Here is a 20,861-nt window from a genome sequence, read left to right as displayed (position 1 = left end):
TGAATCCTTCTCTCTTAAGAATAAACTGAATTACTCCTCCCCTTCATTGTATCCATATATACATTTTTTATAATAATATACAAAATTTCTTGATTTGTCAAGTCAAATTGCGAAATTTTATTTAAAAATTCCATTTACAGCAGATTTATAAAGCCTCTAACTAATTGGGCAGTAATACCCCAGATAATTTTCTCTTGATAGCGGTATAAAATAATATCATATCTCTTCCCACCCCATGGTTTATGGTATCTTTCCGGCAGACCCAAGTCTTTAGCCGGCAGATAGATCTCTTCTCTACCATTCTCATCCTTAAAAAATGGCTGGATCTCAAGCCTTACTTTATATTCTTCCGGAGAATTATCTCTAAAAAAAGACACTGGTGCTGTAAAGACCTCTTTAACCTCCTTTTTATTAATCATCAATTCAGCTGTATCTTTAATCTTTAATACAGCAAGAAAAGAATCTATACTAGCCCCCATAGGTGCCAGAAACGTCCCCAGCTCACCCTTAACAATTATTTTCTCCCTGGGTATTCCTAACTCCTCAACAGTTTCTCTCACAGCTGCCTCCTGGTAATTAGCATCATAATCAGGCTCATATTTACCGCCAGGAAAACATATCTCATTCCCCTGAGGAATATTCCCCGCTCGAACCTCAAAGAGAAAATGATATTTCCCGGCAATCTCAAGCAACGGAATTAGGACAGCAGAGTTAAAAAAAATTTCCTCTTTTCCTATTATCCCTGGATGTTCAGGCAATTTATCAACTACTTTTTGCAAATCACATCTATTCATTAAATAACCCTCTTTTTCTACTCATTACAAATTATTATATCATATATTATTTTATCTAACTACATATAAGTTTCATTTAATTTATTCACACTAATGCTTAGTGTAAGCCAATTATATTAATGGAGCGACTAGTCTAAGCTTTCTTTTAACTTACGCAATGATAGCTTAGATACTAGCTCATCGAGAGCGTCGTATATTTTTCACGTAGGCAGGACGCCGTAACGCAACCTTAATGTTCTTGTACGGTTTGTTTAGATACGGAGTGCCTGTGGCGCACGACAAGCTGAATTAATATAATTGGCTGGAACAGAAAAGTGCTATATTTAAGTCCTACTTATATAGCTATAAAAAAGAGACGCCAATAAAACAACGCCTCTTGCTCAACAGCTTATAATTTGAAAAATCATTAAGAAATTAACAGGTCCTCTTCTTTGACACTCTTCCCTACAGACCTGACAATCAGGTATAGGGCTATAACCCCAAGAGGTAATAAGAAGTACCATGATACCCCAAAACCAGCCGGCAGGAAACCTATTAATAAAGCTACAGCTCCAACAGTCAAAACATACGGCAGTTGGGTACTTACATGATCTATATGGTCTACAGCAGAAGCAGTAGATGACATAATCGTAGTATCAGAAATAGGAGAACAGTGATCACCCATAACAGCAGCAGTTAGTACAGCTGCAATAGTAGGAAGTAGTGGTACACCAATAGAAAAACCCAGCGGAATAGCCAGAGGCATTACAATTGCTACAGTACCCCATGAGCTCCCAATAGTAAAAGCAATAAAACCTGATATTATGTATAGTAACACAGGTACCAGAAAAGGTGGAATACTACCTGCTAAAACACTAACCAGGTAATTTGCCGTCCCCAGGTCTTCTGTAATTCCACCAATAGACCAGGCCAGTAGTAAGATCATACAGGCTATTAACATAGATTTAGCACCATCAATAATCGATTCCATAATTTCAGAGATAGATAAAATCCTTTTAATCAAAGCCAGTAATCCCCCTACAAGAATACCAGCAAAAGATGACCAGAGCAATACTATACTGGCATCAGCATCTCCAAAAGCCTGCCAGATTGTCTTATCAGGACTTGTTCCACCACCATTATACCAGAGGCCGTAAATAGTCACTAAAATTACAGCAAATATCGGTAGAAAAGAATCAAATATATTAAAACTCCTACCTTCAGGTTTTCCAATAGCCTCTAATTCTTTGGAAACCATAGGTGTAGAATTTTCACGAATCACTCTACCAGTTAATCTTGCCCTTTTTTCAGCCTTATACATTGGCCCAAAATCCCTGGCAGTATAGATCAATATCAAGGCAAAGATCAGGGCAAAAATGCTGTAGAACCTATATGGTATAGTTTGTACAAAAGTAGTATAAGCACTTTGTTCCACACCAATAGCATTAAGTCCATCCCTAATTACACCAACCTCAAATGCTATCCAGGTAGAAATAGGAACAATACTTGAAACAGCAGCTGCTGTCAGGTCTACGATAAAAGAAAGTTTTTCCCGGGATATCTTCATCTTGTCAGTAATAGGGCGCATCGTATTACCTACAATCAAGGTATTAGCATAATCATCAAAGAAAATGAATATCCCCATTAACCAGGTAGCAAATTGTGTATTTTTAACTGAATGTGCTTTTCTGGCCACATATTCACCAATCGCCCAAACACCACCTGCCTTATTAATTACACCTATCATAGCCCCCATAGCCAGTAGAAAAACTATAATCCCAGCATTCCATGAATCAGATAATGAACCCAGCATATACTTATCAAGTGTTTCCATAAAACCAACAAGCGGATTATAATCAGCCATAAGCATAGCACCTGCAAAAACACCTATAAAAAGTGATAAAATAACCTCTTTAGTACGCCAGGCCAGTACTATTGCTAGCAACGGTGGAATCAATGATAGTATTCCATAATTATCCATTATACTCCCTCCTTCATTAAGTCTTCTTTTACCACAAAATCTTAAGCAAAAAACAATCCAGCACTTTCTGCTGGATCACTCTCTTTACCAGTAGAAACCACCTCCTAATTTAAATGAGGATAGTACTCCATTATGAAATAATATTCCAATCTCACAATGACAGTCCTGCACATATTCTGTACAGAACCAGCCCTATTCATTGAACCCTTAAAACAGGACTTCGGCAGAACTGCCTTTCATTATAGGCAAAAGGTTCACTGACCCTATAACTACTAATCACTTCCGCGCCTCTACCCCATCTAATAAGATGAGGCAATCCCATATTATATGACATGATAGGGGGACGGTTCGTTTGTCACACAAACTCACCATTTCCCCTTTCCTTTCTAATTTACTACCTTTACATTATTTATATGATTCTTCAACTTTTAATATTCTCCTGCTTAATTGCAGATTTTTTGAATCTTATTTCGAATTAAGAATAAAGTATCCTGACTGCCACCAAGACTTAATCAAAAACATCAGCTTTCTTAACTTAAACTATTTATTACCCATAGTTAATCAATAAACTATCAACCAGACAAATATATTTGTTGGACGACTCTAGAAATTATCCGTAGGCAGGAGCTTGGCCTCGATGGCCTGATACTAACTCGACCATGCGTAATAAAAAGAAGAGTCAGTGAGCCGGAGGAGAATTTCTCGACAGTAAGCGTAAGCAGGACGCTGTAGCGCAACCTCAAACTGTTCTTGTGCGCTCTGCTTAAATACGGAGTACCTGTGGTGCACGACAAGGGAAACAAATATATTTGTCGGTCTTCAAAGTTATCCATAATCTCAAAAATCACATAATTCCTTAACATTGGACAAAGTAGCTTCGCCAGCCAGATTTAATCGAAAATAATTATATATGGTATAATTACTATGTTTTTACAAATAATAAATGAGGAAATCAAAGAAAACTATGAATCGGAGGAAATATAATGTTAAATAAAACAGAAACATTAAGTAGACTGAAATACTGGCTGATTGCCATCAGGCCATTTGGCTTTGCAACTACTACAGTTTCAACCAGTGTCGGGGCTGCCCTGGCTTTTTATCACGGAATATTTGACCTTAAGCTACATTTGATAAGTATGATACCACTAATGCTTATACATACCGGAACAAACCTAATTAATGATTATTTTGATTATATAATAGGCCTGGATCATGGAGATTCCTTAAGTTCCAGTGGGTTAAATAGAGTCAAAGGCAAAATTAAACCTGAAGAATTTTACAAAGTAGGTCTATGGTGCTTTTTTTTAAGTATTCCTTTTGGAATTTACCTTTCATTACTCAGGGGTTGGGTTATATTTTTGGTAGGTACTATTGGGGCTTTTGCTGGCTTTTTTTACACTGCCAGGCCTATCAGCTATAAATACTATGGTCTTGGCGGCCCATCTATTTTTTTATGGATGGGAGTAATAATGGTCTGGGGAATATACCTTATTCAGACTGGTATACAGGCATGGTATCCAGTCTGGGTTGGTATACCTGTCAGTTTCTTGATAACTGCTATGCAGCACTCCAACGAATTAAGGGACTATGAAAATGATAAGAAAAAAGGTATCAAAACTGCCCCGGTAGTTATGGGCTTTAGATTTGCAAGATATTATTATTATTTTTTAATTATCTCTGCCTACCTATCATTAACAATCCTGATCTATAAAAATCTCCTGCCAGCATGGTCTTTGTTGGTTTTAATAACCCTACCCCTGGCAGTTAATAGAATCAAGACTATCTATTACGCCCAAAATCAAAATGATCTGCTGGGAATAGACTATAAAATGGCCAGTCTAAATATTGAATTTGGAGGAAGCCTAGCAGCAACTCTAGTAATTAGCAGGTTTTTTTGAAACAAAATATCAATTTTATACCTTTTGCCTTGAGGTTCGGTCAGACTTCTCTTAGGCAGAAATATTAGAAAGAGATTTATTTTCCTTAATTATTTTTATATAACTACTGATAAGTCTTTTAAAGACATCATCCCAGTTTTGTTTTAAAGCATGTTTTCTAGCATTGCCTGCTAATTCTTTTCGCAGTTTATTATCAAGAATAATCCTCTCTAATTTCTCAGTAAACTCAGTCAGATTATTATTATAACAAGCAATACCATTATATCCATCTATCAAATTTTCTTTAATTCCCCCTGCCATTATTGCTACTACTGGCAGGCCTGAAGACATTGCTTCTATTATAACATTACCATATGTCTCTGTAACAGAGGGAAAAGCAAAGACATCAGCAGAGGCATAGACCTTTGATAGTTCCCCCCCGGTTTGATAACCAGTAAAAATTATATTAGTGGAAGCAGTATTTTTTAACTCCCTAGCTTGCGGACCATCACCGGTTACTATTAAAGCAATCCTGTCCTGATATTTTTTATTAAGCCTTTCAAAACTATCAAATAATAATGATATGTTCTTCTCTTTGGCCAGACGGCCGACATATAAAAATACAATTTTCCCTTCAAGATCATGCTGTCTCCTGAAGTTTAGATCACGATAAGAAGGTGCAAAAAACTCTGCCTTTATCCCCCGACCCCAGATATCCAGATTTTTAAAACCTCTTCGCTTTAACTGTTCCAATGTATCTCTTGATGGACAGTAGTTACAGAGAGCCTGATTATGAAACCATTTTAAATACTTCCAGGCTGCCTCTTCTAAAAACTTGATCTTATAATATTCAAGATACTGATCAAAATTAGTATGATAAGAAGCCACCAAGGGAATTTCATTATGTTTAGCATAATATAACCCACTTAGTCCAATATTAAAAGGGGTAACCAGGTGTATTAAGTCTGCCTGGAACTCAGCTAATATTTTTTTGAATTTAAAATAGTTTGGAAGAGAGAATTTTAATTCCGGGTAGAGAAAAAAATCAAAGCTATTTATCCGGACTATTTTATTCTCATATTCATTTTCACTAACACTACCTACATCAGGCGCAAAGACTATAAATTCAATACCATGATTATCAAAATACTCCAGCAAAAGGTCAAGATTTTTGGTTACCCCGTTAATCTGTGGGGAAAATGTATCTGTGAATATAGCAATCCTCATTTATACATCCCTCCAGTTGAAATATATTTAAAAATTATATAAAGACATAATAATGTACAAGAAAAGAAAATATAAAAGCTATCATAATTCCAACAAGCACATCAGATGGATAGTGGACTCCCAGGTATACCCTTGAAATAGCAACTAATAGAGCTAGTAAGATTACAATTGGAAAAAGAAATGATAGATAAAAGGAGAGTGTTAAAGCAATACTAAAACTGGCTGTTGTATGACCGGAAGGAAAGGAATATGATTCAAATGGTTCTATCAATATTTCAATATTACCAAGTTCTACATAAGGTCTCTGCCGGTTTATTAGCCTTTTTATAATATGAACTAATAAATGGCTACTTGCTAATACCAGTAGTAATTCCCAACCTAGATAGGGATGAAAAGATGGTTTTATTAAAATAAAAAATATAGTAAAAGAAATTGTAAAAGGAGCACCTCCAAGGTGGGTTATAAATAACATAAGTCTATTTACTAAATTATTTTTCAATCTCTTATTCAGGTAATTAAAAACCTGAACATCCTTAATTAATAATTTATCTGCTATACTATTCAATTAAATCCCCTCCCATTTATGAATTATCTTAATTATATCACTTAAATGTTTCGGGAATTTATCAGTTATGTAAAAAATAGATTAAATTTTGTTAATATTTATAAAAGAAATCTTTTAACACAACATATTAATAACTAGAACGACGATTTTTTATATAGTTACTACCAGCCTTATTTTTGACATATTTTTTAAGTTCAGCTGCAATATCACTTATCTGTAAATGGTTATCTATTCTCTGTTTTTCATTACTTATAATAGCTATAGAAATAGAGGTTAATGGCATTTGATAAAAATGACCCATCCTATCATTCCCCTCCATATAACCATTTCTTATATCCTCTTCACTGAAAAACCCCAGGACATTTTTATCAAATTGCTCAATAATATACTCACTTATTTTGATATCCTTTAATGGTTCTGTAACAATTAAAAAATCATCACCACCAATATGCCCTATAAAATCATTGCTACCACCAAACTTTTTGATAGCATCTCTTAGTAGCTCAGCAGTAAATATAATTATATTGTCCCCCTTTTTATACCCATAATTGTCATTAAAAACTTTAAAATTATCAAGATCTAGATATAAAACAGAGAAAATATCCTTATTTTTAATTCTATGAGTAATATCCTCCTCAATAAGCCTATTACCTGGTAGATTTGTTAATGGGTTTAAATCCCTGGCCTCAGCAACTTTTAATTGGGAAACATGAATTAATAACTCCTTGATAGACACAGTCCCATAATATCTTTCCTCTTTGGTAATAATAATATAGTCATAGAGATTAGCCTTTTTTCTACTCATAGCTAGCTTAGATACTCGAAGAATAGGTATATTATAATCCAGTATTAAAGGGTTTTTGTTCATTATTTTACTAATATATTTATCCATATACAGTGAATATCCAAATTGACTGCCCAGACGGTAAAAGATATTATCACGCATCACCAGACCAATGGGTTTTCCATGTTCTACAATTACTACCCTTCCCAATTGATTATCCATTTTAAACAGGGAAACAACTTCCTTTGTTTTTTTATCAGGGGATACAGACCCATTTCTATAGCTCTTTGCTATTTTACCAATAATAGCTTTATGGATATCCATATAAATCTCCCCTACAAGCAGACTCTCAAAAACAGCCATTTCTTAGATAATTATAACAGTTTTTTTGAAGTAAAGTAAATAATAAATAACGAAATTAACCAGTTGTTAACACAAAATTAACAAAAGTAATCACAAAAAAAGTTTCGTTTATCACTCCAGCTTTTAAATGGTGTGACAAACGAAACATCCCTCTATCATATATTTATTACTTTTTGGCAGAAACAGCTATCAAGACCTTTATTTAAATGAGTACTGGCCAGCTTTCTGATTTTGTTATTATTCTCTATGATCAAACTGTGGGTAACAACCTGGCTCCCGTTATACATAACACCATCTAGCAATTCACCTGTGGTAATACCTGTAGCAGCAAATACAAGGTTACTGCCACCGGCCAGGTCATCTGTCATCAAGACCCTGCTTAAATCATTAATACCCATTTTCTTAGCCTGCTGTCTTTCATAGTCATGGACCGGATACAACTGGGCCTGCATTTCACCACCCAAACATTTAACTGCTGTAGCAGTTAACACTCCTTCTGGGGCACCACCGATACCCATTAAGAGGTCGATTCCAGTACCATCCAGGGCAGCAGCAATCCCACCGGCAACATCTCCATCAGGTATCAACTTTATACGGGCACCTGTTTCCCTAATTTCCCTGATAAGCTCCTGGTGGCGGGGTCTATTTAAAACAACTACAGTAATATCACTTACCGCCTTGCCACAGGCATTAGCTGTATTCTTTATATTTTGCGTAGGGGAGGATTGTAGGTCAATTTTTCCCTTTCCCTTTTTTCCCACAACTATTTTTTTCATATACATATCAGGGGCTTTAAGGAGTCTCCCCTCCTCAGCCAATGCTATAACTGATAAGGCATTGGGATAACCATTGGCCACAAGATTGGTTCCCTCTACTGGATCAACAGCAATGTCCAGTTTCGGGCTTAAGCCACAACCAATTTCCTCACCAATATACAGCATAGGGGCCTTATCCTTTTCCCCTTCACCAATAACAACCTCTGCAGTGATATCAATCAAGTTTAAAGCCTTTCTCATTGCATCTACAGCCGCCTGGTCTGCCTGTTCCTTTTCTCCTTTACCCCTCCAGGGGGCCACAGCCAAGGCTGCTGCTTCTGTTACTCTAACCAGTTCAAAACATAATCCCCTTTTCAATGATCATCTCTCCCTCTACTTATTATTATGTACTAAGTATCTTAATGTTGTGTACTATTATACTATTTTTTAACTTTATTTGCAACGCTTTAGAGTAATAATAGTTTATTAGTGTATACTATATTCTATTATATGAACTGTTCAAGGTAATATTCATTAATCATACTACACTTTTAAAGTAGAGGCTTTAAATTTTTAAACAAAATTGTATAGCTACTCTGTTCTTAATATTTCCACAGCAATCTCTTCAATAGATTTATAACTCACATCAATAATCTTTGAAGCCACTTCATCCATTACCTGATTAGCATAGGCTATCTCTTCTTTGATACGGGGTAATTTGACATAGTCTATTTCAGAACTGAAGTCCATTAATTCTACCCGGTAGGATCGAATTTTCTGCAGTACACGCGGATCAATTGATAAACCAATTATTTTCTCAGTTGGAATTTCATATAATTCGGCAGGAACAATAACCTCTGGAGAGAGGGAGATAGTAGCAACCCTGTATTGCTGATGTGCTAAATACATACTTAAAGGGGTTTTAGAGGTTCGGGAAACACCAATAATAATAAAATCTGCCCCTGTTAATTTATTCAAATCCCTTCCATCATCACACCTGACACTAAAATCAATACATTCGATTCTTTGAAATACTTCATGGTCGATCTGATAACTCAAGCCAATCTCCAGCTGTGGTTGGCGGTCAATAATCTCAGAAAACTGGTTAAGATATGGTCCAATTATATCAATAGCAGGAAGATTGTATTCAGCTGCCCTATCCTCAAGATACTGACATAATTCCGGTAGGACAAGTGTATAGGCTAAAATAGGGTTTTCTTCTTCCCTGGCCTGTTCAATAATCCCTGACAATTTTTCAAGACTACATACATTATTGAATTTTTTAATACTGGCTGGAGCTAAATCAAACTGAATCATAACTGATTTCACGACAGTATTAACTGTTTTACCTGTAAAATCAGAGATGGTATAAATAGTAATATTATCAGTACTCTCTGTCATTTATATCCCCCCTATATCTTTAAACCGAAATCGACAAAAACCCGGGCTATATTGGTTTTAGTCACCCTACCGATAACCCTGTATATCTGCTGATCACTCTCAGCAGAGCCTTCCTCAATTTTTACGACAGGCAGGCTGTCAATCTTATATTTAACAATTAATTTGGCCGCTTCCAGGATAGTATCTTCGTCCTTCACAGTAATAATATTCGGCATTCTGGTCATTATAACACTGACTGGCATTTTTTTTATGTCCCCTTCACCGATAGTTATCTTCAGGAGGTCTTTACGGGAGACTACCCCGATCAGGCTTTCCTGCTGGTCGATGATAAACAAGGAGCCTATATCCTTTAAAAATAATGTAACTATTGTATCATAAACAGAGGCCTCCTCTTTGACCACAACTGCTGCTGATTTAATCTCCTTAATCTTCTGGCCGTATAGTTCATCAAAATCCCTCAAATAGGAATTATCCCTGGAATAGAAATAACCAACCCGCGGTTTGGCTTCCAGGATATTGGCCATGGTCAGCACAGACAGGTCTGAACGCAGGGCACCACGGCTTAAGTTAAGCTGTTTAGCAATCTCCTTACTGGTTATTGGGTCATTATCTTTAACAATCTCAATAATCCTCTGCTGTCTCTCGGTAAGATTAATTGTCATCCCCCCCTTATTACTATTGATATAATCATTAGTAATAATATTATACCACACAATGAATCCACTTAAATCCTAGTTAATCATAATTCTTAGGGAAATAATACTTTTAAACTTGTATAAGTCACTAAATACTTATTAGCTAATAATTCTATAAAAATTCAATAATCCCCTGCCTTAAAATAAAAAAACCAGCAGTATTATTCTTTTGACTATCTTATAATAGCGAAAAGAAACACTGCTGGTATCAGTAGTATAACACTTTTAGTGAGAACTTATACATTTTTATTTTAAAAAAGATGTTTACCTTGTTATCTTCTGTTTTAAAATAAATGTGACAAACGAACCGTCCCCTTGTCATGCTCTGGATAAAAAAAGCCCCGGAGAATAATTCTCCAGGACCTGGTTCTTTTTTTTTTAGGTTGTTTTAGAAGCTAAATGATAATTGAGATTTGAAGGAACTACCTTCAGCATCTGTATCAAGTACTTCACCATTGATTAACTGAACTTCATTCAACCAGCTAAGGTTATCAGATAATTTATGGTCAATACTACCTACCAGATAGACATAATTTAACTCTTCAACATCAGCATCTTTATATACCAGTTTACCAGCAATGGTATCTATATCAGACATAGCATACTCTGTGCCTAATTCTAAGAGTGTTACATCAGTATCTTCGACATAATCATCATTCTGTGTAAAGGTAATAGATGCATTATTGGTAAATTTACCAGTTACATTTTCTAAGCCAACTTCAAATTCATTTTTGTCTTCGTCAGCTGCCTTATAATCTGAAGTAAAGAGAGTATAATCAGCTTTAAGAGTATTGTTGGCATTTAGAGCAAAGTCTGCACCAATATTAAATTTGTCGTAATTATTGTCGATAACCCCAGAAACCCCATTAACTTCATATGGAACTTCTTCTAGATCATCTAATACAGGCATAAAATCTTCACCAACAGTCTCAACCTCACCGCGTAGTGTTACTACATCAGTAAGGAGATAGCTGGCATTTAAGTTAAATAATGTATCACTTTCATCATCACTATCATTAAAAACAACTTCTCCACCTAAAATTAGGTCATCAGTAACATTACCTTCAGCTGCTACAGCGAAATCAGTGAGTTCATCACCAAATTCACCAACACCATCACGACCATTACGTGCATGATATAACTTACCAGTTAATTTAGCACGATCCCATTTGTTTGTAACAGTTACACCATAATAATCTTGATCTTCATCATGATTATTAACACCATCTTCATCTTCACCTAAAGCAATAAGCTTAAAGTCAAGACCTGCAAGTGGAGCAGTAATTTCGATACCTTCCATGTCTTCTTCATCAATAAAGTAAGGCTCAACACCATAATCTTCGAAATCCCCTGCTCTAATAGAATAGTCATCTTTAGAGATACTTAACAAACCTGTATCCATTTTGAATTCTTCTTCATTTTCTAGTTCTCCAAAAACACCCTTGGTTTTACTAAATAGATTTTTAATTCCATCTAATGCCAAGTCAAAATTAATATCACTAACATTAGCGCTGATATTCAAACCTATTTCCTGATAAAAGGCCTTTTCAGCAGGCAGATCATCACTATCATCATCAGCAATCAAATTACCGTTACTGTCAAAAGCATAAGGATCATCTAGATCTAAGGCGTCACCATCAGCCCATACATAAGCAGTGGCCCATTTATCATCACCATAGTCAGCGGTTTCAAAGATAGTATCTACAGTACCAGTGATACTAACATTATCCCTAGGTTGTGCTTCTAGAGCACTTACCCTGGAGTCTAATTCGTCAACATCTACTGCTAAGGCATCAACAGCAGCACCAATTTCTTTCAGTTCTGGCCTGAATTCAAAAGTCAGGGCCTGAACTATACTGCGAACCTCGTTAGCCTGTTCGTCACTTAATTCTTCACCAGTATTCTTGGCAACAATAGCCTTAACGATTTCGTTAACCTGCTGTGCTTGCCCAACACTCAGACTATCAGCATCAGCAATTCCATCAGCTAAAGCAGCCTGTTCTGCCTCAATCTGGTCAAGAACACGAGCAACAACAACAGCGATTTCATAACGGCTCAGGTTATTCTGGCCTTTAAAAGTCCCATCTGGATAACCGGATAAAATACCGGAAGCAACAAGTTTGTTAACTGCTTCGTATGCCCAGTGACTTGAAGGCACATCTGCGAAAGAAGCTGCAAAGGCAGAAGCAGTTAAAGCAAGTACTAAAAACATAGCAATAACAATTTTCTTCATGTAAATCCCCTTTCATTTTTCGGTTTAATTTTTGATATATTGCCTGATTCACATCTACTTAACTGGATAAATTAAGAATTAAGTGTCCTAGTTTCCTTAATCTTATATTATCCTTAAGTAATAAATGAATCAGTCTATAATATCTTTTCACTTGCAGTATATGTTATTCTACACCCCCCCTTTATTTTTTTTAGCAAATGATTAAGATAAATATAGCTCTACTTATAAAAGTATTATATGCTATAAAGACTTTTAAAAACCAGGAGAAGGCGGTGCCCCCCGCAAATTTATTCATCTTACAAGTAATTTTATTTAACCAAAATCAAGGGTAGAAAGATTAAATAACAGTACCTGTAAGGAGATAACTCCTCCTGGCAAAGTTTAACTGACTTATGTTAAATATTATGTAATAAAATATGTAGTATTAATTTATTGGATTGTCTCATATTAATATAAATAATTTGTCGTATTATGCGATAATGATTTATTTCCATTATTGTACTATTAATATAACATAAGTTTTTTTCTCTGTCAAGCTATTCATCCTTGATTTTATAAAAGTTTGTTATTCAAATTAATTTTGTGATATAATAATACTACTAAATCAAGGGCAGAAAGGAATTTTAAAGATGAGCATTAGAGAGAGAGCTAAAAAATTAGACAAAATTTTATTCGATTTATTCAAATGTCAATGGCAGCAACAACATCTATTCTCAGAGGTTTCCAACTTGAATATCAAGGAATTATTCACTATTCAAATCCTGGGAATAAAAAATGATAGTGCAACTATGTCTGAACTGGCTGATGTCTTTTCCATTCCAGCAACAACCATGACCAGTATAGTGGACAGGCTGGTTAACAAAGAATACCTGACACGATTTCGCTCCAAAAAAGACAGACGAATAGTAAAAGTTAGTTTATCCCCCAAAGGGAGAGAAATCTATGAACAGCAATACAATCTATTACTCGAATCTAAAATGACCGTCCTGAAAATACTTTCAAAAAAAGAGCAGCAGGATTTAATATCTTTAATGGAAAAAGTTTTAATTAATTTTAAAAATCAGCTAAAATAAACAGAATATTTACTAAATGCCCTCCATAAATCATCTCTAATTTACAAGTGTTTTGTCTTTATCCTGCATAATATTAATAATAACAGAAACCGGATTCTATAATAAATCCGGTTTCTGTTATTATTCACTAATTGAACTTACTCTTTACCCACTCAGTAAAAGGAACAACATAGGAATATAAGATTGGAATTATATAAAGGGTCAAAAGAGTTGAAAAACCTAGACCACTGGCAATAACTATCGCCATCGGCTGCTGTATCTCTGTTCCTTCTCCAATTCCCATTGCCATAGGAATCAAAGCCAGAATCGTCGTCAAGGCAGTCATCATAACCGGCCGCAGACGGATCGGCCCTGCTTCAATTATTGCCTCCATAATAGTCCGACCCCGTTCGCGCAAGGTATTAATATAATCAACCAGCACAATCGCGTTATTAACAACTATCCCGATCAGAGTCAGCAAACCGATTCCTGCAGGCAGTGAAAAAGTTTGACCAGTAATAAACAGACCAAGGATAACTCCAATCAAAGCCATCGGTACAGTGAACATAATGATAAAGGGTTGTGATAATGACTGGTATTGGGAAGCCATAACCATATAAAGTAAGACTATACCAAGTATTAAAGCAAAACCAATCTGACCGAAAGATTCCATCATATCTTCTGTATCTCCGCCATATTCAATACCATACCCAGCAGGGAGATCAAGGTTATTCAAACGCTCCCTGATGTTAGCCATTGCTGTTCCCAGCGGAACTTTATAAAGATTAGCGGTTACCTCCACATATCTCTCTTGATCCTCCCGGTTGATTTCCTGAGGACCGGTAGTTAGCTGCAAATTAGCAACACTACCCAGGGTAATTTTGGCCCCATTTGAAGTCGGAATCAACAGATTTCTAATCTCATCCAGGCCTTTACTCTCGTCATTTTTGAACTTGACAGTTATATCATATTCGTCATCGCCCTCTTCATACTGACTGACCGCTTTGCCATCAACCGCAGTATCGACAATATCACCGATCTGTCCGGTTCGCAGATTATAACGGGCCGCTAACTCCCGGTCAATATTAATATGAAGTTCAGGTTCACCTTCCGAGATACTGCTATCTGCTTCCCGGACCCCTTCGACCTGACTTATCTCAGCTACAACTTTATCAGCCAGAACCTCCAGTGTATCCAGATCATCACCCAGTATCTTAATATCGATCGGATTAGATGAAGAGGTTGGACCCATTGAGGACTCAGCTATAGTAATATCAGCATCAGGGATATTTAATTTATTTCTCAACAATTCAACAATATCTTTAGTCGACCGCTCCCTCTGTCCTTCATCGACCAGACTGACATCTATAGAACCCTCAGAACTTATACTACCAGAAATTGTATTACTACTGGTAGTTCCAACTGTAGCATAATATGTCTCCACTTCAGAAATCTTTTTGACCTCTTTTTCAATCTGCTTAATAACCTGATTGGTTTTCTCCAACACCGTCCCATTCGGCATTTCCAGATTAATTGTAAACTCTCCCTGATCAAAGGCAGGAAAAAACTCAAACCCAACTTTCTTAGCTAAACCAAGGCTACCTATAAAAACCACCAACAGTAAGATAAGCACAAAACCACGGTGTTTGACACTCCATTTCAGGGTATTTCGGTAAAAATGGGTTATCGGTCCATCATTTTCGTGCCTTTCCCGGTCTTTATCTTTAACATGCAATATTACAGCAGAAAGAGTCGGAACTACTGTTAAAGCAATTACCAGCGAAGCCAGTAAAGCAAAAGAAATTGTCAGCGCTAATTCTGAAAAGATCTGGGAAGCCAGTCCTTCCATAAAAACCATCGGCACAAAGATAGAGATAGTTGTAATAGTAGAAGCGATAATAGCAGTACTAACCTCTGAAGCACCTTCACTGGCTGCTTCCAAACGACTCATTCCACTGGCCCGGTGCCGGTAGATATTCTCCAAAATTACAACTGAGTTATCGACCACCATTCCCACTCCAAGAGTTAAACCACCCAGCGAAATCATATTTAACGATAAACCGTCAAAATAAACCAGCACAAAGGTCGCAATAATTGAAATCGGGATACTGACAGCAATAACAATCGTACTGGAAATATTCCGCAAAAAAATAAAAAGAATTACAACAGCCAGTATTGCCCCGATCAGACCACTACTAACAACATTATTAATCGCATTCTCAATGAACTCGGAATCGTCGTCAATAAGGTCACTTTTGAGATTCATCTCTTTTATTATCTCGGCCATCTCTGCTTTGACCTTTTTAGCGACTGCAACAGTATTTGTACCTGATTGTTTGGTAATCGAAATACCGATACTGGTCAAATCATTTACCCGGGATATTTCTTCAATATCTTTAAATGTATCGGTAACTGTTGCTATTTTGTCCAGGGGGACAAAACCCTGATTTCCGGAAACGGGAATAGATATCTCCCCAATTGAGTCGACATCAGTGAATTTGCCCATTGTCCTGACCAACAGGTCTTTGCTACCCCTGGTAAAATTACCAGCCGATATATTAGTGTTTTCACTGCTGATAGCCTGGATAATAGAGCTAATACTAACTCCGTAGTTTTCCATCTTATTCTGATCGAGTTCTACTAAAATTTCTCGTTCTTTCCCTCCGGTTATATTTACAGAAGCTACTCCCGCAATTCTTTCCAGACGGGGTTCAATTTCATTATCAGCCATTTCTTTCAGTGTATCCAGCGAGTAATCTCCACCAACCGCATAAGTCATAATCGGAAAAGAGTTTGGATCGAATTTCATAACTAGCGGGTCATCAGCATCATCAGGTAAAGCATCTCTAATTGTATCTATCTTTTCTCTAATATCCAGCGCAGCAAAGTCAAGATCACGCCCCCAGTTAAATTCGACTACAACAGTTGATTGCCCCATACTGGAGGTTGAACTGATAGTCTTTACATCATCGACAGTCGCCAGCTGCTCCTCAATCGGCTTGGTTACCAGTGATTCCATTTCTTCCGGAGCAATACCACTATAATTAGTAATAACTGCCGCTACTGGAAAATCAATATCCGGAAAAAGATCAATACCAAGACGGGTAAAGGAGATGTAACCAAAAATCAGGATCATAATGACTACCATCAGTACTGTTATTTTCTTATTAATTGAGTAATCAGCAATCTTCATTACTCTACCACCTCGACCCTATCTCCGTCGACAACATTATTTTGCCCACTGACGATTATTTGATCTTTTTCAGTAAGGCCCTTTAAAATTTCAATCTTGTCTCCATTTATAATGCCAGTTTTAACATTTACCCGAACAGCCTTATGATTAATTACTTTAAAGACATGGGGATTACTGTCTACGTCCAGAACAGCATCCAAAGGTACAACAATAGTCTCTTTTTCGCTACTGCTAGTAAAATAAACATCGGCAAACATACCGGACATCAGCTGGTTCTCCTGATTATCAACCCGCACTTTAACCAGATAGGTCTGTTTCTGCTGATCGACGGTAGGAGCTACCCGCTCAATTATTCCATCGCTAAATTCAGAGAAAACCTTTGCTTTAACCTTAACCTGATCACCTTTATGTAAATCTTTGATCAGATCAGCGGTGACAAAAGCCTCAGCATATAATTTATTAGTCTCAATCACTGTAACTACCGTTGACCCATCATTAACCATCTCCCCTACTTCTGGGTTTACCTCAGCCACAGAACCAGCTAAGGGACTTTGCACAACGGTATCTTCCAAATTCAGTTTGCTCAAACGGACAGCTGCTTCTAGCTGTAGAACATTAGCCTTTGCAGCAGCAATCTCTTCCAGACGGGTACCATTTTTAAGATCATCAAGAGAAGCCTTAGCCAGATTGACATTGGCCTGAGCAATAGCTATCTGATTTTGGGCTGACTCCAGCTGCTGGTTTAACTGTGTAGGTGATTGATAATTCTCCTGGGCAATCTGATAATTGATTTCAGCCCCCTGATAACTTATCTTGACACTTTCCAGATTTGATTTAGCACTGGCCAGACGACTGCGAGCATTTTCCAGTGCTGTCTTGTAATTATCATATTGTTCCCTGGTGGTCGCCTCTTCCTCATAAAGTGATTTTATCCGCTCAAAATCATTCTGAGCCTTTTCCAAATCATTTTGCGCCTGATTATAGGTTTCTTTAGCAGCATCAAGCTGTTTTGCTGCCGTTTCCTGCTTGGTTTTGGCATCATTTAAAGCCTGTTTTATACTCCGCTTGTCATTTAAAGTAGTCTGGGCATATTTATAGTTTATCTGGGCACTTTCTAAAGAGGCTTGAGCCTGTTCATAAGAAGCTTCAGCTTTCGCAATTTCTTCTTCTGTAGCACCGTTTTGCAGTTCTTCCAATTTAGCCTGAGCAGCCTTTAAATTTGCTTCTGCCTGTTTTAACTGAGCAGTCAACTTATCCTGATTAAGTTTTAATAAAACCTCGTCTTTCTCCACCAGATCACCAACATCAACATTTAACTCATCTACAACACCACTGGTCTGGACTGGGATCTGAACGGTCTTATAGGGAGTAAATTTGGCAGTAATCTTTTCACTAATACTGATTTGACCTTTTTCCACAGCTGTAGTTTTTACTGGAAAAGAATCTGCATATATCGAACTATTAAGCAAAAAGACTACGGCTATCATTATAGCAAAAATTGATAGGAATTTTTTATTGTTCATTTTTAATCACACCTTCATAATAATCTATAATCTGTCCTGTCTTAGTTAAGATATTAAATAGTTGAATTTTATACTCATATCTTGATTCAGAGAGATTAATCTGACTCTGTCGGTAAGAAGTCTGCGCATCAATCACATCAAGATTAGTTCCGGTTCCTGCCTTATAGCTTTTATTAGCAATTCTGAGATTCTCCCGGGCATTCTCCAAACTCAATTCTTCAATAGAAATAGTTTCATTCAACTCATTAATCGTATTAAGCAAAGTATTGATATTTAGTTTTAATTCCTCTTTAAAATTATCCCGGGAATTTTGCAGCTGCTTTAGTTCTTCATCATACTGATTCTTTTTATCAGCAGTAACCCCACCATCATAGAGATCAACCGTGATACTTGCTGTTAGCGACCAGCTACCATCACTAAGGTCAAGATCCGAATATCCTTCTGTACTATAATCTCCACTAAGATTTAGCTTTGGTTTATAAAGAGAATCATTTATTGTCTTGTTATATTCAGTCATTTTCTGATTAACTGAATTTATTTTTAAATCAAGGCTATTATTAACAGCTAAATTATATAGTTTAGCTGTATCAAGAGAAATCTCAGGTTGATAATCCTCTTCCCCAATAACAAGCGATTGGTCCTGGTCAATCCCGATCAAAACAGCTAGATTTCTTTTCGCTGTTTTCAACTGATTACGGGAGCTAAAAAGCTGTTTCTGGATGTTCTGTTTATCAATAGTACTTTTTAGGAGGTCTGTCTTCAAGACTACTCCGGCATCATAACGAGCTTTTGCTACTCTTTCGTGTTCCTGAGCTATCTTTAAAGATTCCTCCTGAATAGCCACCTTATTTTGGGCCTTAAGAACGTTATAGTAAGTACTGATAATTTGATAAATAATCTCTTCTTTACTCTGTTTATACTGCAGCTCGGCCAATTCAACATTCTTTTGGGCCAGATCAATACCCGAAAATAGAGACTGGTAAAGTGGTTGTGATAAAGTCAGGCCAGCACTATATTTATTCTTAGTGTCTTCACTAAAAAAATCCGGAGAACTTGGGTCAAAATGAATAGGGGCATCTTCTAATCTAGTATAACTACTAGAAAATTGCAGATCTGGTTTCAAAGTATCTTTAGCCTCTTCAAATTGGTATCTAGACTTTTCTAAATTCGATCTACTATTTTTAAGGGTAATATTATTTTTTATTCCAACTTCTATTGCATTAGCAAGATTAAGTTCCCCTTCAGCCCTAATAGGAATAGTCAAAACAATCAATAAAGATACTATGTACACCATCATATATTTTTTATTAAAAAATTTATCTGTCAAAATTATTGACTCCTTTCCTGATTGTATTTAAAAATTACATCTTGATAATATGCTTTCATAACTAATTATCTTCACTTTGCTGCTCATAATTGGCCTTGGCAATCTCTAAAGCATAGGTAGCTATTTTCTTATTCAAGCACTTGGATAATATGACCTAATTGTCAAATTATATCCTTTTCTACACTGCTAATCCCATGGCGGGTATTTTCCAGTTGTCTATTTTGCAGAACTGCCCTTTTAACTGCCTTTTCCAGACTTAAGTCTTCAGCAGCAAAAACAGGTAGTGTAGATATCATTATTATTGCTAGTAAGGTAATCACTATTATTATAGTTCTCCTTTCGTAGATATACCATTCATAATAAACCCAAAAATAAAGTTAGCTTGTTCTTCCTTATCTCTTAACTCGTCAATTAGCCAACTTCCATGAGGGTTAAAGATAACAGCCAGTACAGCAATTGCTAGTTGATGTGGATCTCCGTCTTTAATTGCTTTTTCTTTAATACCCTGTTTAACTATCCCTATTAAAACTTCGATAATTTCTTCTCGTTTTTCCAAAAGCTTCTGTTTAGACTCTTGACTTACAAACTGGAAATTGTTACTTAGAATATTTCTCATTTTAGATTTTTTTTCTGATATCTCAACAGTCAGCTTTATTATTTCATCTAGTTTCTCAACAGCAGATATATTACTTTTTTGGGCAGTTATTTTAAAAACTTTAATAAAATAAGCAACTGCTTTTACCAGCAATTCTCTAAATAGTTCCTCCTTACTTGCAAAATGCCAGTAAAGTGTACCCTTGCTGACACCTGCCTTTTCTGCAATCATTGCCATTGAAGTAGTATAATAATTATAGACAGAAAACATGTAAACTGCTGCCTTTAAAATCCTTCCTTTGGTGCTCTCAGCCATTAACTCCTCCTCCCGACTAAGCAGTCAGTCTATCTAAAGTATAGATAAATCCTTTAATAAATCTCAGATTATCGTCTCTTTGTTCTTTAATTCACCAATTAAAATAATTACTTTAATGTTTGGTTTAATATATGTAGTCTTTAAATTATCCCTATCACAACTATATCTCCTCCTTCAAAATTTTAATTAAAATCTTAAATCC

Annotated in this window: 16 protein-coding genes, 1 riboswitch and 1 other annotated feature (1 of these 18 only partly in view); of the genes, 2 read left to right on the top strand and 14 right to left on the bottom strand. The window is 36.2% G+C overall.

The features are described from left to right. Positions 1-56, bottom strand: a binding site (T-box leader) (it extends 181 nt beyond the left edge of the window). Between the two features lie 78 nt (positions 57-134). After that, positions 135-794 carry an NUDIX hydrolase gene (locus D7D81_RS06510; RefSeq protein ID WP_125988428.1) on the bottom strand — a complete coding sequence of 220 codons (660 nt, stop codon included), beginning with the start codon at positions 792-794 and terminating at the stop codon, positions 135-137. A gap of 406 nt (positions 795-1,200) precedes the next feature. Next, entirely contained in the window at positions 1,201-2,754 is a 1,554-nt protein-coding gene (locus tag D7D81_RS06505; RefSeq protein ID WP_125988426.1) for a Na+/H+ antiporter NhaC family protein, read from the bottom strand. A 112-nt stretch (positions 2,755-2,866) separates the two neighbouring features. After that, positions 2,867-3,055: riboswitch (Lysine riboswitch) on the bottom strand. 682 nt (positions 3,056-3,737) lie between these two features. Between D7D81_RS06505 and D7D81_RS06500 the strand changes: the two genes are divergently transcribed. Beyond that, entirely contained in the window at positions 3,738-4,652 is a 915-nt protein-coding gene (locus tag D7D81_RS06500; RefSeq protein WP_125988424.1) for a prenyltransferase, read from the top strand. A 51-nt stretch (positions 4,653-4,703) separates the two neighbouring features. Here D7D81_RS06500 and D7D81_RS06495 read toward each other — a convergent pair whose 3' ends face one another. From D7D81_RS06495 to D7D81_RS06465, 7 genes are all read right to left on the bottom strand, one after another. Beyond that, on the bottom strand, positions 4,704-5,858 hold the full coding sequence (locus D7D81_RS06495) for a glycosyltransferase family 4 protein (RefSeq protein WP_125988422.1): 1,155 nt from the start codon (positions 5,856-5,858) through the stop codon (positions 4,704-4,706). A 34-nt stretch (positions 5,859-5,892) separates the two neighbouring features. Continuing rightward, positions 5,893-6,423, bottom strand: a complete 531-nt coding sequence (locus tag D7D81_RS06490; RefSeq protein ID WP_125988420.1) for a phosphatase PAP2 family protein — start codon at positions 6,421-6,423, stop codon at positions 5,893-5,895. 127 nt (positions 6,424-6,550) lie between these two features. Next, positions 6,551-7,531 carry a GGDEF domain-containing protein gene (locus D7D81_RS06485; protein WP_164522134.1) on the bottom strand — a complete coding sequence of 327 codons (981 nt, stop codon included), beginning with the start codon at positions 7,529-7,531 and terminating at the stop codon, positions 6,551-6,553. A gap of 194 nt (positions 7,532-7,725) precedes the next feature. After that, positions 7,726-8,703 carry a class II fructose-bisphosphatase gene (gene glpX / locus D7D81_RS06480; RefSeq protein ID WP_125988416.1) on the bottom strand — a complete coding sequence of 326 codons (978 nt, stop codon included), beginning with the start codon at positions 8,701-8,703 and terminating at the stop codon, positions 7,726-7,728. Positions 8,704-8,916: 213 nt separating this feature from the next. Next, positions 8,917-9,726, bottom strand: a complete 810-nt coding sequence (locus tag D7D81_RS06475) for a pyruvate, water dikinase regulatory protein (protein ID WP_125988414.1) — start codon at positions 9,724-9,726, stop codon at positions 8,917-8,919. Between the two features lie 11 nt (positions 9,727-9,737). After that, positions 9,738-10,388, bottom strand: a complete 651-nt coding sequence (gene ccpN, locus D7D81_RS06470; protein WP_125988412.1) for a transcriptional regulator CcpN — start codon at positions 10,386-10,388, stop codon at positions 9,738-9,740. A gap of 421 nt (positions 10,389-10,809) precedes the next feature. Then, positions 10,810-12,654, bottom strand: coding sequence for an S-layer homology domain-containing protein (locus tag D7D81_RS06465; RefSeq protein ID WP_125988410.1), 1,845 nt, complete (start codon positions 12,652-12,654; stop codon positions 10,810-10,812). A gap of 728 nt (positions 12,655-13,382) precedes the next feature. On the opposite strand from D7D81_RS06465, the gene D7D81_RS06460 reads away from it, so the two are divergent. Continuing rightward, a complete protein-coding gene (locus D7D81_RS06460) occupies positions 13,383-13,727 on the top strand; it encodes a MarR family winged helix-turn-helix transcriptional regulator (RefSeq protein WP_164522133.1) in 345 nt (114 codons plus the stop codon). Between the two features lie 127 nt (positions 13,728-13,854). On the opposite strand, the gene D7D81_RS06455 is transcribed toward D7D81_RS06460, so the two are convergent. From D7D81_RS06455 to D7D81_RS06440, 5 genes are all read right to left on the bottom strand, one after another. Next, positions 13,855-16,899: an efflux RND transporter permease subunit gene (locus D7D81_RS06455; RefSeq protein ID WP_125988406.1), complete on the bottom strand. Its 3,045-nt coding sequence runs from the start codon at positions 16,897-16,899 to the stop codon at positions 13,855-13,857. Beyond that, on the bottom strand, positions 16,899-18,422 hold the full coding sequence (locus tag D7D81_RS06450) for an efflux RND transporter periplasmic adaptor subunit (protein ID WP_125988404.1): 1,524 nt from the start codon (positions 18,420-18,422) through the stop codon (positions 16,899-16,901). Before D7D81_RS06450 ends, D7D81_RS06455 begins: the two co-directional genes overlap by 1 nt. Continuing rightward, positions 18,412-19,749, bottom strand: coding sequence for a TolC family protein (locus D7D81_RS06445; RefSeq protein WP_125988402.1), 1,338 nt, complete (start codon positions 19,747-19,749; stop codon positions 18,412-18,414). The genes D7D81_RS06450 and D7D81_RS06445 overlap by 11 nt, the downstream gene beginning before the upstream one ends. 161 nt (positions 19,750-19,910) lie before the next feature. Then, entirely contained in the window at positions 19,911-20,069 is a 159-nt protein-coding gene (locus tag D7D81_RS19425) for a hypothetical protein (protein WP_164522132.1), read from the bottom strand. A gap of 5 nt (positions 20,070-20,074) precedes the next feature. Then, entirely contained in the window at positions 20,075-20,659 is a 585-nt protein-coding gene (locus D7D81_RS06440) for a TetR/AcrR family transcriptional regulator (RefSeq protein WP_125988400.1), read from the bottom strand. Between the last annotated feature and the right edge of the window lie 202 nt (positions 20,660-20,861).

The organism is Halocella sp. SP3-1 (assembly GCF_003953885.1).
Taxonomy (GTDB): Bacteria; Bacillota; Halanaerobiia; order Halanaerobiales; family DTU029; genus Iocasia; species Iocasia fonsfrigidae.
This window is presented reverse-complemented; position numbering and strand designations above follow the sequence as displayed.